Source organism: uncultured Aquimarina sp. (assembly GCF_947500065.1).
Lineage (GTDB): Bacteria > Bacteroidota > Bacteroidia > Flavobacteriales > Flavobacteriaceae > Aquimarina.
The window spans coordinates 131269-146221 of the sequence record NZ_CANMQT010000001.1 but is presented as its reverse complement, the minus strand read 5'-3'; the positions used below and the strand labels follow the sequence as shown (position 1 = coordinate 146221).

Genomic DNA, 14953 nt, shown 5'->3' with positions numbered 1-14953 from the left:
TTGCTAGTTATATAATGTTATTTTTATTACTCAATGATTCATAAAGCCACCATAGATTCAGTATTTGATGCCATCCGATTAGAGGAGGTAATTGGTGATTTTGTACAACTTAAAAAGTCTGGAAGTAATTTTAAAGGATTAAGCCCTTTTAGTGATGAAAAATCACCATCATTTATGGTCTCTCCTGTAAAGCAAATCTGGAAAGATTTCTCTAGTGGAAAAGGAGGAAATGCTGTTGCTTTCTTAATGGAACATGAACATTTCACCTATCCAGAGGCGATTAAATACCTTGCTAAAAAATACAACATTGAAGTAGAAGAAACTGAGCAAACGGATGAGCAAAAAGAGCAAGCTGATGAACGAGAAAGTATGTATCTGGTTAGCGAGTTTGCAAATACGTTTTTTCAAAATACGTTGCATAAATCAGAACAAGGTAAAGCAATAGGGTTGTCTTATTTCAAAGAAAGAGGTTTTACTACAGAGACAATAAAGAAATTTGGATTAGGATATTCTCCAGATACCTGGGATGCATTTACATCAGAAGCAATTAAAAAGGCGTATAAACTGGAGTTTCTAGAGAAAACAGGGCTTACCATTGTAAAAGAAGAGAAACAATTTGATCGATTTAAAGGAAGGGTAATGTTTCCTATTCAATCCATGTCTGGTCGTGTATTGGGTTTTGGTGGAAGAATTCTGACCAATGAAAAGAAAGCGGCAAAATATTTAAATTCTCCAGAAAGTGATATTTATCATAAGAGTAAAGTGCTTTATGGGATATATCATGCCAAGCAATCCATAGCAAAAGAAGACAACTGTTTTCTGGTAGAAGGATATACGGATGTGATTCAGTTTCATCAAACAGGAGTTAAAAATGTAGTTTCTTCGTCTGGTACGGCGCTTACTTCTGATCAAATTAGATTGATAAGTAGACTCACCAAAAACATTACAGTCTTATTTGATGGAGATGCGGCAGGTATGCGCGCATCTATTAGAGGGATTGATTTAATTCTGGAGCAAGGAATGAATGTAAAGGTCTGCAGCTTTCCAGATGGGGAGGATCCAGATAGTTTTGCAAAGCAAAATACATTAGAGGAGTTGACAGTGTATTTAGAAGAAAATGCACAGGACTTTATTAGATTTAAGGCGTCGTTATTACAAGAAGAGTCTAGGACAGACCCAATTAAGAAAGCTGAATTGGTGCGGGATATGGTAGCTAGTATTGCTAAGATTCCGGATGTTATTAAACGAGAAATCTATGTGCAGGAATGTTCTCGTATTATGGATATTTCAGAAGAGGTGCTTTTCGATACGTTGGCTCAAATGCGTAATGTTGATATTAAGGGTCAACGAAAACAGCAAAAAGAGACTAAAAAACCGTTGGAGGTTGTAAAAAAAGAAGTACAGCAGCCAAAGATAAATGAGCAAAACGGCCTGGAAAAAAAGATAATCGAAATCTTATTGCTATATGGAACTCATGAGGAAGAGTTTGAAGATCTCGTTATGAAAGAAAATGAAGAGGGAGAATTGTTTTTAGAACCTGAGTTATATACAACAAAGGTTTTTGAAAAAATTTACCTGGATCTTCAAGAGGATGAGATTGAGTTTACCCAAAATACGTTTAAGGAAGTTTATAAAATTTTAATAGATCAATTAAATCAGCAAGAAGAGTTTAAAATTGAGCATTTCATAAATCAAATACCGCCTGAGGTTGCTTATGAGATAACAGAGATTATGATGGATGAAGAACGTCATGCATTACATAGATGGGTAGATATGGAGATTCATGTAAAGAAAAAAGAACACACTGTCTCGCAATACGTATCGGATACAATTCTTAATTTGCGAAGGTTCTTAATTAACGAAAAAATAAATGAGCTTTCACAAGAAGTGAAAGCCCAAAATTTTGAAAATAATCTCAATGTCTTAGAAGATATAAGAGATTATCAGACATTAAAAAAACTATTATATCGAAAACTAAATCGAGTAATTTAGTTGATATGTAGCAATCTGGATTGATGAATTAAGTCAGCTAGATTATCTACTTTAAGTTTTTTTAACAATCTGGTCTTATATGTACTAACAGTTTTTTCGTTAATAGATAAAGTACTTGCAATATCTTTATTACGTTTTCCTGATGATAATAAATTTAGTACTTCTATTTCTCTGGAAGAAAGCTTTTTGTACTTAACAACCATGTTGTTCTCGTTGGTATTCCCATTTGCCAACTGTTGTGTTAGATTGTCATTAAGATAAATACCACCACGAGCAACACGCTCAATAGCCTTTTTAAGAGTTTTAGTTGCAACAGTCTTTGATAAATAGGCTGAAGCACCAGCTTTAATAGCACTTAGTGCATACATTTCTTCAGGGTGTGAGCTAAAAATAATAACTTTTATTCCTGTGAATTCTTTTTTTATGGTTCGCAATGCCATAATGCCGTTAATTTGAGGCAAGTCTAATTCCATGATCAATATATCTGGAGTATTAGATTTCAAAATATCATACATTTCATTTCCATTGCTTACTTTTCCGATGATTTCAAAATCTTCGGAATTTCTAAGCAAAGAAACAATCCCTTTTCTAGTAATAGGATGATGATCTGCGATTAGTACGTTTGTCATTCTTGTTTACAATTGATAAATGTTAATTTTTAATTTTAAAGGGGTTAACATCTCTAGGGGTAATTCTGATACTTGTTTTCATGCAAAATTACTAAGAACTAGTTGTCGTAAACTTTTTTTTATGAAGTTATCGATAAAATGTTTGTTAAATCAGATTAACGGGTATTTCGCAGACAGGAATCGGTATCATTTTATGTTGATTTACCGTATTCAAATGGGAATAGATATTAAAAACTTCTAGTTCTCGACCAGAAAAATCATCACTTTTCTTGCCTAAATCCTTCATTTTCATAGCCCATTCCAATTCGTCATAACTCGCTCCAATCTGATCCTCATCACTTCTGCTATCTCCAAATAACCCATCAGTTGGAGTAGCTACCTGTATCGAATCCGGTACTTCTAGTACCTTCGCTAATTCATAAACTTCGCTCTTTAATAAATCTGCAATTGGACTTATATCAACGCCGCCATCACCATATTTAGTATAAAACCCTACGCCAAAATCTTCAACTTTATTTCCTGTACCCGCTACAAGGTACCCATGTAAGCCTGCTAAATAGTATAAAGTAGTCATTCTTAAACGCGCTCTGGTGTTAGCTAATGATAAATTTAAACGAGCAACAGAATCACTTTTAGGAGCAGAAGTTTTAAATTTTTCAAAAACTGGTGTCAAGTCTACACGTGTATCGGTTACTTTATTAAATCTAGTTTTGAGTAGAGAAATATGTTCTTGTGCTCGATTAACTTGACTTGGTGCTTGATGTATCGGCATTTCTACACACAATACATTGAGACCAGTTTTAGCACATAAAGTAGAGGTAACTGCACTGTCAATTCCGCCGCTGATCCCAATGACAAAACCGTTTATGTTTGCCTTCGTTGCATAATCTTTTAGCCAATTTACAATGTAGTCAATTACTTTTTCCGTTTGCATGTTTAATTTTTTAATAGTGTTTTTATGTATATCAATAGTACTCTTATAAAATTTATATCCCCAACAATAATAAATCTTAATTAACAGAATATTATAAAGTGTTATTTTATAAATCGTAATTTGATAATATTAACTTTGTGATTGTAAAATTAATAAAAAAAGATGGCGTTAGAGAGTAAGGGTAATTATTTATATAGATATCATAATATTGGAATGAAGAGTATTAAACTTTTAAGAATTATCGTAGTTTTTTGCGTTTTATGGTCTTGTGGAAAAGAAAATAAGATTGAAAAAGAAATTGCAGCGATACCAGTAGAAATTGGTATAGAGCGTTTTGATAGAATTTTTGCAGATGTAACACCAGAAAATTTAGCTGATGTAAAAGCTAAATATCCTTTTTTGTTTCCTGAAGAAACCCTTGATAGTGTTTGGATCCAAAAAACGAAAGATACCATACAACTAGAGATTAATCTGGAGGTGGAGAAAGCTTTTGATAATTTATCAACACAAAAAGAGCAGCTTCAATCTCTTTTACAGCATATAAAATATTATTTCCCTGAGGTTACAGTGCCTAGAGTAATTACAGTAACATCTAATGTCGATTATCAGCGTAAAGTGATATTGTCTGATAATTTATTGATTATATCTTTAGATACTTATTTGGGAGCAGATCATCATTTTTATAACGGTATACAGGCATATCTTAAAGATCGATTTGTAAAGAGTCAGATTTTACCGGATGTGGCCACGATGTATGCAAGGCAATTGGTTGAGTTGCCTAGAGATAGAACTTTTTTGGCGAATATGATTTATTATGGAAAAGAAATGTATCTAAAAGATTTATTTCTTCCTGGTTTTTCTAATAGTCAGAAAATGGCATTTACAGAGGAGAAGTTTGATTGGTTAGAAGCTAATGAAGAGGAAATTTGGAGATATTTTATTGATCGTCAATTATTGTATAGTACAGAGGCTGATTTACTGCCAAGATTTTTATATCCCGGACCTTTTTCTAAGTTTTATTTAGAAGAGATTGATCAAGAAGCGCCGGATAGAGTAGGTCAGTATATAGGTTGGAGGATTGTAAGTGCTTACATGAAAAATAACAATGTATCTTTGCGGCAATTATTACTAACAGATGCTGAAACCATTTTTAGCACTTCAAAATATAAACCTGCAAGATAATGGCAACAATACATAAATCCGAAATCAAAATTGAAATAGAACTGGATGAAAATAAAGTTCCGGAAAAATTACAATGGACAGCTAAGGATGGGGGAATCGAAAATGAAGAAACTAAGGCTATGCTGTTATCGGTTTGGGACACTAAAAGTAAAGAAAGTCTTCGTATTGATCTATGGACAAAGGACATGCCAGTTGATGAAATGAAAGTGTTTTTTCATCAGACGTTGGTATCAATGAGCGATACCTTTAATAGAGCAACGCAAGACGAAAAGATGTCTGCCACTATGAAGGATTTTTGTGATTATTTTGCGGAAAAACTTGACCTTAAAGAAAAATAATCTTTTGTTATAGCAGGAAATTGTTCTTTTTGTAGTGTATAATGAAAAGCCCGAGAAGTTGAAAAGAACAATAGTATTTGTATATAATGCTGATTCAGGTATTTGGAGTAAATACTTAGATTTTGCACATAAAATTATAAGCCCTTCTACATATTCTTGTGGTCTTTGTGGTTTAACACATGGGAGTTTTCTAGAAAATAAAGCATGGAAAGAGTTTAGGGAAGCTGTCCCGCATCAATTTATTTTTAAATATAAAGATTCGTTTTTAAAAGAAATGAAAGGCGAAGGGTGTCAGGAGTTGGAGTTTCCAATAATTTTGGAGCAAAAAGAGAATAGGTTAGATATTTTAATGTATGCCGAAGAGCTTAATCTAATAGATTCTACAGAGGATTTGGTGGATATTTTGCAGAAGAAATTGGCTTAAGAATTTGCCATTTTCTGATTTATTTCCTGTATGTAACTCAATATTTCATCTTTACCTAATCCCGAAGTAGATGAAGAGATAAAATAGTTAGGCATTTCTTCCCAATATTTCAACATTTCATTAGTATAGGCTTCAATGTTCAGTGGTAATTTGGTTTTTGTAAGTTTGTCCCCTTTTGTGAAAATTATGGAAAAAGGAATTTGATTTTCTCCTAACCATTGCATGAATTCTAAATCAATTTTTTGAGGTTCATGTCTGCAATCGATAAGAACAAATGCAGAAACCAATTGAGTCCGTTTTGAGAAATATGCAGTAATGAATTTTTGAAATACTTTTTTAGAAGACTTAGATACTCTTGCATAACCATAGCCAGGTAAATCTACTAAAAACCAGTTTTTATTAATTAAAAAATGATTAATCAATTGAGTTTTTCCAGGTCTTCCAGATGTCTTTGCTAAACTTTTACGATCCGTTAGCATGTTGATTAAAGAGGATTTTCCAACATTGGACCTGCCAATAAATGCATATTCTGGCAAATTGTTCTTCGGACATTTTGCTACATCGCTGTTACTCATTACAAACTCAGCGCTACTAATCTTCATAAAGTATTGTTGATTAGAAATTACGTTCTTGTAACCAAGAATGTAATAGTTTGTTAAACTCTTCTGGATGTTCCATCATAGCGGCGTGACCACATTTGTCTATCCAATATAAATCTGAATCAGGTAACAATCTATTAAAATCATCTGCAACTTCAGGAGGAGTAACGTTATCGTTTCTACCCCAAATAATGCAAGTTGGATTTTTCATGTTAGGCAGATCTTTAGCCATGTTATGTCGTATAGCACTCTTGGCAATAGCCAATGTTCTAATTAATTTGTTACGATCATTAACAGTAGCGTATACTTCATCTACGATTTCTTTAGTGGCGATTGCCGGATCATAAAACACATTTTCTGCTTTAGCTTTAATGTATTCATAATCGCCTCGTTTTGGATAACTTTCACCCATGGCACTTTCATAAAGTCCTGAGCTACCTGTTATAACCAAAGCTTTGACTTTCTCAGGGAACATTTTGGTGCATAATAATCCAATATGCCCTCCAAGAGAATTACCTAGTAAGATTACTTCTTTATATCCTAGCTGATCAATAAAATCTTTAAGGTATTTAGCAAAAGTACCAACGCTGGTTTTTATTAACGGCATTTCGTATAGTGGAAGTTCCGGTATTAACACCTTATATCCGTTTTCCGGAAAATAAGTGCTTACACCATCAAAGTTACTTAAGCCACCCATCAGTCCGTGTAAAATTACGATTGGTGTGCCTTCCCCTAATTCAAGATAACTGAATTTTCCGTCTTTTTTTAATTCGTGCTTCATTAATACTTCTTACAAGAATTAAAAGCAAATATAGCATTTTCATAATTAGTTTGAAGATTTTTTATGAATAGTGCGATATGATTTTTTTAGATTTTGACAATCAGTCATTTTTTTTAATCATGAATGCATCAAAACCAAGATTTTATGCGTAGACAGATGCCTTATAAGTAAATAAAATATTAAATTTTTAAATATGTCTTATGCAAGTTTCTGATGACAACTTATTAACAATGTGGTAGATTGTGGTAAAAAGTGGTAATTTTTTCAATATATTTGACTAATTATAGCAACAACAAAGCAAAAGTGGTAAATCTTATAGGTACATACGAGTGCAAAGCAGACGCTAAGGGACGTCTGATGATGCCTGTTGCCTTTAAAAAGCAACTTTCGCCTGTGTTGCAGGACGGTTTTGTCTTGAAAAGATCAGTGTTTCAGCCTTGTTTAGAGTTGTATTCAATGGAGGAATGGAGTCTTTTGATGCAGAAAATGAATAAGCTAAACCGCTTTAAAAAGAAAAACAATGATTTTATTCGAAGGTTTACTGCGGGAGTGAAAATGGTAGAAATTGATGCCACAGGACGTCTGTTGATACCTAAGGATTTAATAAGTTTTGCTGGAATTACAAAAGAACTGGTATTGTCATCGGCAGTTAATATCATAGAGATATGGGATAAGACACAATACGAAAAAGTAATAGATGATGCAGCAGTTGATTTTGCTGATCTCGCTGAAGAAGTAATGGGATTTGATAATGAAACAGATGGAATATCATAACCCGGTTTTATTAAAGGAAACCGTTGATGGGCTTGCAATCAAGCCGGATGGAATATATGTAGATGTGACTTTTGGAGGAGGAGGGCATTCTAGAGAGATATTAAAGAGACTAGGAGAGCACGGTAAGTTGTATGCATTTGATCAAGATAAAGATGCGTTGCTTAATGCTATTGATGATGATAGGTTTGTTTTGATAAATGAGAATTTCAGATTTATAAAACGTTTTCTCCGTTTTTATGGCGTGAGAAAAGTAGATGGAATTCTTGGTGATTTTGGAGTTTCGTCTCATCAATTTGATGTGGCGGAAAGAGGTTTTTCAACACGATTCGAAGCTGATTTAGATATGAGAATGAATCAAGGAGGAGAACTTTCGGCTTATCACGTGATTAACGAGTATGATGAATCGGATTTGAGAACTATGTTTTTTCAGTACGGAGAATTGAGAAATGCTCCTAAACTGGCAAGAGCAATTGTTAGTTCCAGGAAAGATAAGCCTATTAAAACAAGTGTGGAATTAAAGGAAGTGCTAAGTCCATATATGGTAAAGTATAAAGAACATAAAATACTAGCACAAATATATCAGGCTATCAGAATAGAAGTGAATCAGGAGATCGAAGTTCTTAAAGAATTTTTAATGCAGACTGAGGATATGTTGGATAAAGGAGGTAGGATTAGTCTGATATCGTATCATTCTTTAGAAGATAGATTGGTGAAAAGATATATCAGAAGTGGGATGTTTGAAGGAGAACCTGAAAAGGATATGTATGGTAATATTTCTGTTCCCTTTAAAAAAGTAGGAGGATTAATTGTTCCTGCTGATGAAGAGATTAAGCTAAATAACAGGGCTCGTAGTGCAAAACTAAGAATAGGGAAGAAGATCTGAAGATAATTATAGAGAGTTGAAACAAACAGTATATGACATATTAAAAGGGAAGTTTTTGATTGCGGATGATGCAATGAAAAACTGGCGTATGTTGCTCTTTTTGTCATTTTTAGCAATAATTATAATTGCCAGTTCTCATAATGCAGAAAGTAAGGTTCATGAAATCGCAAAATTAAATAATGAGGTGCGAGAATTAAGAACACAATTTGTAGACGGAAGAACAGAATTAATGCAATTAAAAATGGAGTCATCCGTGATTGAAAAGATGACAAAGAAAGGGATTAAAAGACCGACAAAACCACCACAAAAAATAGTAGTAAAAGAATAGAATTGTTTTGGCTGTAAAAGATAAGAACATATTAAATAGGTTATACTTCATTGCGGGATGTATGTTCATCTTCGCAATTTTGGTTGTGGTAAAACTTGTGAAAACACAATTTGTGGAAGGGGATATGTATCGTGCCAAAGGAGAAAAGCGTGTTTTTAAAACATTCGATATACCCGCTAATAGGGGTAATTTATATGATAGTAAAGGTAATTTATTAGCTACATCCGTGCCTAAATATGATATTCGATTTGATGCAGTAACAGTAACAGATAAAGATTTTAGAGAGAATATCAATGAGTTGTCTAAAGCGTTGTCAGAAGAGTTTGGGAAATCTTCAGAACATTATGATGATGTCTTAAGAAGAGCGCGAGATAATAAGAATAGGTATTTCTTGGTTCGTAGAAATTTAGGGTACTCTCAATATATGCGGGTTAAAAACTTTCCTTTATTCAAATACGGATCAAATCGTGGAGGGTTAATCGTAGAGCAACGCACGATTCGGGAACATCCAATTGGAAAGATCGCAGAAAGAACTGTAGGGTATGAGCGTCGCGATGATCAAGGGTATTATACCAGAGTTGGTTTAGAAGGAGCTTATGGACCTTTTTTAAGAGGAAAAGAAGGGAAGCGTAAAAAACAAAAAATTGCAAAAAATCAATGGAAACCGATAGGTGATGCTAACGAAGTAGAACCTTTGGATGGATATGATGTTATTTCTACAATAGATGTAAATGTTCAGGATATCACGCACCATGCATTATTGGCACAATTAGAAAAGTTTGAGGCAGAACACGGAACTGTTGTAGTGATGGAAACCAGAACCGGAGAAATAAAAGCAATTTCTAATCTTGGTCGTACCAAATCGGGTAAATATTATGAGAAGTTAAACTATGCTGTTGGTGAATCTCATGAGCCAGGATCAACTTTTAAATTAATGGCCATGGTCGCTGCTTTAGAAGATAGAGTGATTGATTCTAGTTATGTGGTAGATACAGAAAACGGTCGTGTAAAATTTTATGACAGAGTTGTAAAAGATTCTAAATGGGGAGGATATGGGAAAATATCTGCTGCAAAAGCATTTGAGTTGTCATCAAATACCGCTTTTGCTAAGATCATTGATGAGAATTATAAGAATGATCCAAAGAAATTCGTAAACCGATTAATGAATATGGGTTTACATAAAACATTAGGATTATCTATTAAAGGAGAAGGTAAACCAATAATCCCTTATCCAGGAGATAAAGATTGGTATGGTACTACGTTGCCATGGATGGCACATGGATACGGTGTTGCAATAACTCCGCTTCAAACACTAGCTTTCTATAATGCAATAGCTAATAATGGAGAGATGGTAAAGCCTAGGTTTATAAAAGAAGTAAAAGCTTGGGATAGAACGAAAGAAAAATTTGATAAAGAAGTGCTAAATCCTGCGATATGCTCTAAAGAAACAGCAAAGATTGTACAGGAAATGATGAAAAATGTAGTGATCAGAGGAACGGCTGATAATATACATACCGAGAATTTTCAGATAGCTGGAAAAACAGGTACATGTTGGGGTAATTATGGAAAAGCTAAAGAAAGAGAATATATATCGTCTTTTGCTGGGTATTTTCCTGCAGAAGATCCTAGGTATTCTTGTATTGTAGTTATTCATAAGCCTAATAAAGAAAAAGGGTACTATGGTAATATCGTTGCTGCTCCAGTTTTTAAAACAATAGCTTTAAAAGTATATAATGACATACCTGTTGTAGATGAGGTATCTCCAGATATAGTAGAAAGCAAAGAAATATCAGAAAGCTATGAGGGGTATTTTCAGAAGGCAAGAAAATACAAAACAATAATGCCCAATTTAAAAGGGATGCCCGCTATGGATGTTATTTCCCTTTTAGAGAATATGGGATTAAAAGTCGAAGTAAAAGGTTCAGGTAAAGTGAAGAGTCAGTCAATTGAACCTGGAACCAAAGTACAAACTAATCAAATTATTAGGATAGAATTATCGTGATCGAGTTAAAAGATATTTTATATAAAGTGCCTATGAACGCTGTTGTTGGAAATACAACAACTCGCGTAAGGAAGATTGAATTTGATTCCAGAAAAATCGAAGAAGATGATGTGTTTGTTGCGATTCGAGGAACCGTGGTAGATGGTCATGATTATGTAGAGAAGGCAATCAATCAAGGAGCGATAGCCATCATATGTGAAATAATGCCAGAGTTTCTGGTTGATGGTTTGGTTTATATTCAGGTAGAAGATGCTCAAAAAGCACTTGCGATAATTGCTGCTAATTATTATGAGTCGCCATCAGAGAATTTGAAGCTAGTTGGGGTAACAGGCACTAATGGTAAAACAACTATAGCAACTTTGTTATATCAGCTTTTTAAAAAAGCGGGTTATAAAGTTGGTTTGCTTTCTACTGTAAAAGTTCTTGTAGATGATATAGAATACAAGGCAACACATACTACCCCTGATTCTTTAACAATAAACTACTACTTAAAGGAGATGAATGCTGTAGGTGTAGAGTATTGTTTTATGGAAGTAAGCTCACATGGAATTGATCAAAAACGAACAGCAGGTTTGGTGTTTGAAGGAGGCGTTTTTACAAACCTTTCGCATGATCATCTTGATTACCATAATACTTTTAAAGAATACAGAGATGTAAAAAAGGTGTTTTTTGATGAATTAGGTAGTAAGGCTTTTGCACTAACTAATAAAGATGATAAAAATGGAAGCTTTATGCTTCAGAACACAAAGGCTAAACAATATACATATGCGCTAAAATCTTATGGAGATTTTAGAGGACAGATTCTAGAAAATAGCCTTAGTGGTTTATTGCTAAAAATAAATGATAATGATGTTTGGACTAAGTTGATAGGAAGCTTTAATGCTTATAATCTTTTGGCAATTTTTGGAACAGCAGAGTTATTAGGACTTGAAACATTGGAAATATTACAATTATTAAGTGATTTAGAAAGTGTAAGTGGAAGATTTGAGTATTTGATTTCTGATAAAAAAATCACCGCTATTGTGGATTATGCGCATACACCCGATGCACTGAAGAACGTATTAGAAACGATTAATGATATACGTACCAATAATGAAACTTTAATTACTGTGGTGGGTTGCGGAGGAGATCGAGATAAAGCAAAAAGACCAGTGATGGGTAATATTGCTTCTGCACTAAGTAATAAAGTGGTTTTTACGAGTGATAACCCAAGAACAGAGAGTCCTGAACAGATTATTGAAGATATAGAGAAAGGTGTAGAGCCTCAGAATTATAAGAAAATAATGTCAATTACAGATAGAAAACAGGCTATAAGAACTGCTTGTCAATTCGCAGAAGAGAACGATATTATTTTGATAGCAGGCAAAGGTCATGAAACCTATCAGGAGATACATGGAGAGCGAATAGATTTTAATGATTTTGAAATAGTAAAAGAAGAACTAAAAAAAATTGGAAAATAAATAAATCCTTCCATTACAAGCTGTTTAGAGCTAACATGAAAGGTGAAGATACATATGTTATATTATTTGTTTCAATATTTAGAAAGTGAATACCAGTTTCCTGGAGCATCCCTGTTTCAGTTTATTACATTTAGAGCAGCAATGGCAATTATTTTATCGCTATTGATTTCTACTATTTATGGTAAACGAATCATACTTTTTCTGCAAAAAAAACAGATGGGTGAAAGCATAAGGGAGCTTGGACTAGATGGGCAATCGGAGAAAGCAGGTACTCCAACTATGGGTGGAATTATTATAATTTTGGCGACGCTGGTTCCGGCATTGCTTTTTGCTAAGCTTGATAATATTTATATCATCCTCTTGATAATAACCACTTTGTGGATGGGTGTTATTGGTTTTACAGATGATTACTTAAAAATTAAAAAGAAAGATAAAGAAGGATTAGCCGGGAGATTTAAAGTGATCGGACAAGTTGGGCTTGGTATTATTGTTGGATGTACGATGTATTTTCATGAGGACATAACGATCAAAGAAGAAAAGGTTAATTCTGATATAGAGCAAGTTGTAACAGTAGAAGGTGAATCGGATTTTAACCCTGCAATCAAATCTACAAAAACAACCTTGCCGTTTATTAAAAATAACGAGTTCGATTATGCTAGCTTGATTACATGGATCAATCCAAGTCTAGCTAATTACGCTTGGTTAGTTTTTATACCCATAGTAATTTTTATTGTAACTGCTGTTTCTAATGGAGCTAACCTTACTGATGGAATTGATGGGTTAGCAGCAGGGTCTTCAGCGATTATAGTGCTCACATTAGCATTGTTTGCTTGGGTGTCTGGTAATATTGTTTTTTCGGATTATCTAAACGTCATGTATATCCCTAATTCTGGTGAAATAACCATTTATGTAGCGGCATTCGCAGGAGCATTGGTTGGTTTTCTTTGGTATAATACGTATCCGGCTCAGGTGTTTATGGGAGATACCGGCAGCTTGACTATAGGAGGTATAATTGCGGTGATTGCTATTGCAATTAGAAAAGAGTTTTTGATTCCTATCGTATGCGGAATCTTTTTTATAGAAATAGTATCTGTGATGATGCAAGTGAGTTGGTTTAAATATACCAAGAAAAAATATGGAGATGGAAGAAGAATATTTTTGATGTCACCACTACACCATCATTATCAGAAAAAGGGGATTCATGAAAGTAAGATTGTAGCAAGATTCTGGATCATTGGAATTTTTCTAGCAATCATTGCGGTGATTACTTTAAAAGTGAGGTAAGGTGAAAAAACTAGTGGTTCTTGGTGCTGGAGAAAGTGGAGTGGGGACTGCTATTCTGGGGAAAAAAGAAGGGTTTGATGTATTTGTTTCTGATAAGGGGATAATTACGGATTTATATAAAGAAGTTCTTGGAAATTTTGAAATCGAATTGGAAGAGCAAAAGCATACAGAGGATAGAATTCTGAGTGCAGATGTAGTAATGAAAAGTCCTGGGATTCCTGATAAAGTGGAGCTGGTTAAGAAGTTACTCGAAAAAGGAATACCGGTGATCTCGGAAATTGAATTTGCTTCAGAGTTTACATCAGCTAAAATTGTTGGAGTAACAGGAAGTAATGGTAAGACTACTACTACGATACTTACGCATCACGTGCTTAAGAATGGAGATTTGAATATAAGTATGGCTGGTAATATTGGAGATAGTTTTGCAAAACAAGTAGCAGAAAATGATACTCCATATTATGTGTTAGAGTTGAGTAGTTTTCAGCTTGATGGGATTAAAAATTTTGCACCACATATTGCGGTGCTGACAAATATTACACCTGATCATTTGGATCGATATGAATATAAATTTGAAAATTATATCGCTTCAAAATTCAGAATTACAATGAATCAAACAGAGAGTGATTATTTTATCTATGATGGAGATGATGAGGTAATAACAAAGTATATAGAAGAGCATCCTATTCGTTCAAAATTATTACCATTTTCATTAAAGAAAAAGGTAGAAAACGGAGCGTATTTGGAAGGAAAAAACATAAAAATAATAATAGACAACAACGAATTTATCATGCCAACAAAAAATTTAGCACTAAAAGGAAATCACAACGTAAAAAATGCGATGGCTGCTGCCACAGTATCACAATTGTTGAAAATCAGAAAGACAACGATAAGAGAATGTCTTGAGAATTTTCATGGTGTTGAGCATCGATTAGAGAATGTACTGAAAATAAACAATGTTCAGTATGTGAATGATTCTAAAGCAACCAACGTAAATGCAACGTTTTATGCCCTGGATGCAATGAAATCTGCCACAGTATGGATTGTTGGTGGTGTTGATAAAGGAAATGATTATACGGAGTTGTATCCTTTGGTAAATGAAAAAGTAAAAGCAATTATTTGTTTAGGAGTGGATAATACCAAAATAATTAATGCTTTTGGTAATTGTGTAGATAATATTGTTGAAACACAGTCTATGAAGGATGCTGTGAATATGGCTTATAAAATTGCAGAGAGAAATGAAAATGTGTTGTTGTCGCCAGCTTGTGCAAGTTTTGACCTTTTTAAAAACTATGAAGAAAGAGGGAGACAGTTTAAAGAAGCAGTAAGAGAACTGTAAGTAAAGA

The 14953-nt window shown here is 33.8% G+C and carries 15 protein-coding genes; 11 read left to right on the top strand and 4 right to left on the bottom strand.

All coding sequences use genetic code 11. The annotated features are described in order from the left end of the window. Positions 1–33: 33 nt before the first annotated feature. Positions 34–1992, top strand: coding sequence for a DNA primase (gene dnaG, locus Q0975_RS00805; protein WP_299431685.1), 1959 nt, complete (start codon positions 34–36; stop codon positions 1990–1992). Here the strand turns inward: dnaG and Q0975_RS00800 are convergent. Next, a complete protein-coding gene (locus Q0975_RS00800) occupies positions 1989–2621 on the bottom strand; it encodes a response regulator transcription factor (RefSeq protein ID WP_091407582.1) in 633 nt (210 codons plus the stop codon). The genes dnaG and Q0975_RS00800 overlap by 4 nt on opposite strands. Positions 2622–2766: 145 nt before the next feature. Continuing rightward, positions 2767–3555, bottom strand: coding sequence for an NAD(+) synthase (gene nadE, locus Q0975_RS00795; RefSeq protein ID WP_299431682.1), 789 nt, complete (start codon positions 3553–3555; stop codon positions 2767–2769). 162 nt (positions 3556–3717) lie between these two features. Between nadE and gldB the strand changes: the two genes are divergently transcribed. Genes gldB through Q0975_RS00780 form a run of 3 tightly spaced genes read left to right on the top strand, consistent with a single transcriptional unit; the run spans position 3718 to position 5499 of the window. After that, a complete protein-coding gene (gldB, locus tag Q0975_RS00790) occupies positions 3718–4737 on the top strand; it encodes a gliding motility lipoprotein GldB (protein ID WP_299431679.1) in 1020 nt (339 codons plus the stop codon). Then, positions 4737–5075 (top strand): gliding motility protein GldC, encoded by a 339-nt coding sequence (gldC, locus tag Q0975_RS00785; protein WP_299431676.1) that lies wholly within the window; start codon positions 4737–4739, stop codon positions 5073–5075. Before gldB ends, gldC begins: the two co-directional genes overlap by 1 nt. Before the next feature lie 58 nt (positions 5076–5133). Continuing rightward, positions 5134–5499 carry a GTPase gene (locus tag Q0975_RS00780; RefSeq protein WP_299431673.1) on the top strand — a complete coding sequence of 122 codons (366 nt, stop codon included), beginning with the start codon at positions 5134–5136 and terminating at the stop codon, positions 5497–5499. On the opposite strand, the gene yihA is transcribed toward Q0975_RS00780, so the two are convergent. Together yihA and Q0975_RS00770 are read right to left on the bottom strand one after the other, a co-directional pair. Beyond that, positions 5496–6101, bottom strand: a complete 606-nt coding sequence (gene yihA / locus Q0975_RS00775; RefSeq protein ID WP_299431669.1) for a ribosome biogenesis GTP-binding protein YihA/YsxC — start codon at positions 6099–6101, stop codon at positions 5496–5498. The two genes, Q0975_RS00780 and yihA, sit on opposite strands and share 4 nt — an antisense overlap. A 13-nt stretch (positions 6102–6114) precedes the next feature. After that, the gene (locus tag Q0975_RS00770) at positions 6115–6879 is read right to left on the bottom strand and encodes an alpha/beta hydrolase (RefSeq protein WP_299431666.1); all 765 of its coding nucleotides are present in this window, start codon (positions 6877–6879) and stop codon (positions 6115–6117) included. 303 nt (positions 6880–7182) lie between these two features. Here Q0975_RS00770 and mraZ point away from each other — a divergent pair, with 303 nt between their 5' ends. The 7 genes from mraZ (at position 7183) to murD (ending at position 14946) form a co-directional block, all read left to right on the top strand. Then, the gene (gene mraZ, locus Q0975_RS00765; protein ID WP_299434205.1) at positions 7183–7653 is read left to right on the top strand and encodes a division/cell wall cluster transcriptional repressor MraZ; all 471 of its coding nucleotides are present in this window, start codon (positions 7183–7185) and stop codon (positions 7651–7653) included. After that, complete coding sequence (gene rsmH / locus Q0975_RS00760; protein ID WP_299431663.1) at positions 7640–8536, top strand: 16S rRNA (cytosine(1402)-N(4))-methyltransferase RsmH; 897 nt, start codon at positions 7640–7642, stop codon at positions 8534–8536. Before mraZ ends, rsmH begins: the two co-directional genes overlap by 14 nt. 16 nt (positions 8537–8552) lie before the next feature. Next, the gene (locus Q0975_RS00755; RefSeq protein WP_299431660.1) at positions 8553–8864 is read left to right on the top strand and encodes an FtsL-like putative cell division protein; all 312 of its coding nucleotides are present in this window, start codon (positions 8553–8555) and stop codon (positions 8862–8864) included. Between the two features lie 61 nt (positions 8865–8925). Then, the gene (locus Q0975_RS00750; RefSeq protein ID WP_299434203.1) at positions 8926–10866 is read left to right on the top strand and encodes a penicillin-binding protein; all 1941 of its coding nucleotides are present in this window, start codon (positions 8926–8928) and stop codon (positions 10864–10866) included. Continuing rightward, the gene (locus tag Q0975_RS00745; protein WP_299431657.1) at positions 10863–12326 is read left to right on the top strand and encodes a UDP-N-acetylmuramoyl-L-alanyl-D-glutamate--2,6-diaminopimelate ligase; all 1464 of its coding nucleotides are present in this window, start codon (positions 10863–10865) and stop codon (positions 12324–12326) included. The genes Q0975_RS00750 and Q0975_RS00745 overlap by 4 nt, the downstream gene beginning before the upstream one ends. Positions 12327–12380: 54 nt before the next feature. Continuing rightward, the gene (gene mraY, locus Q0975_RS00740; RefSeq protein WP_299431654.1) at positions 12381–13610 is read left to right on the top strand and encodes a phospho-N-acetylmuramoyl-pentapeptide-transferase; all 1230 of its coding nucleotides are present in this window, start codon (positions 12381–12383) and stop codon (positions 13608–13610) included. 1 nt (position 13611) lies between these two features. After that, a complete protein-coding gene (gene murD, locus Q0975_RS00735) occupies positions 13612–14946 on the top strand; it encodes a UDP-N-acetylmuramoyl-L-alanine--D-glutamate ligase (protein ID WP_299431651.1) in 1335 nt (444 codons plus the stop codon). Positions 14947–14953: the final 7 nt, after the last annotated feature.

Coding starts and splice junctions, on each gene's coding strand:
- dnaG (WP_299431685.1), top strand. CDS start 34: ATGATTCATAAAGCCACCATAGATTCAGTATTTGATGCCATCCGATTA.
- Q0975_RS00800 (WP_091407582.1), bottom strand. CDS start 2,621: ATGACAAACGTACTAATCGCAGATCATCATCCTATTACTAGAAAAGGG.
- nadE (WP_299431682.1), bottom strand. CDS start 3,555: ATGCAAACGGAAAAAGTAATTGACTACATTGTAAATTGGCTAAAAGAT.
- gldB (WP_299431679.1), top strand. CDS start 3,718: ATGGCGTTAGAGAGTAAGGGTAATTATTTATATAGATATCATAATATT.
- gldC (WP_299431676.1), top strand. CDS start 4,737: ATGGCAACAATACATAAATCCGAAATCAAAATTGAAATAGAACTGGAT.
- yihA (WP_299431669.1), bottom strand. CDS start 6,101: ATGAAGATTAGTAGCGCTGAGTTTGTAATGAGTAACAGCGATGTAGCA.
- Q0975_RS00770 (WP_299431666.1), bottom strand. CDS start 6,879: ATGAAGCACGAATTAAAAAAAGACGGAAAATTCAGTTATCTTGAATTA.
- rsmH (WP_299431663.1), top strand. CDS start 7,640: ATGGAATATCATAACCCGGTTTTATTAAAGGAAACCGTTGATGGGCTT.
- Q0975_RS00750 (WP_299434203.1), top strand. CDS start 8,926: ATGTTCATCTTCGCAATTTTGGTTGTGGTAAAACTTGTGAAAACACAA.
- mraY (WP_299431654.1), top strand. CDS start 12,381: ATGTTATATTATTTGTTTCAATATTTAGAAAGTGAATACCAGTTTCCT.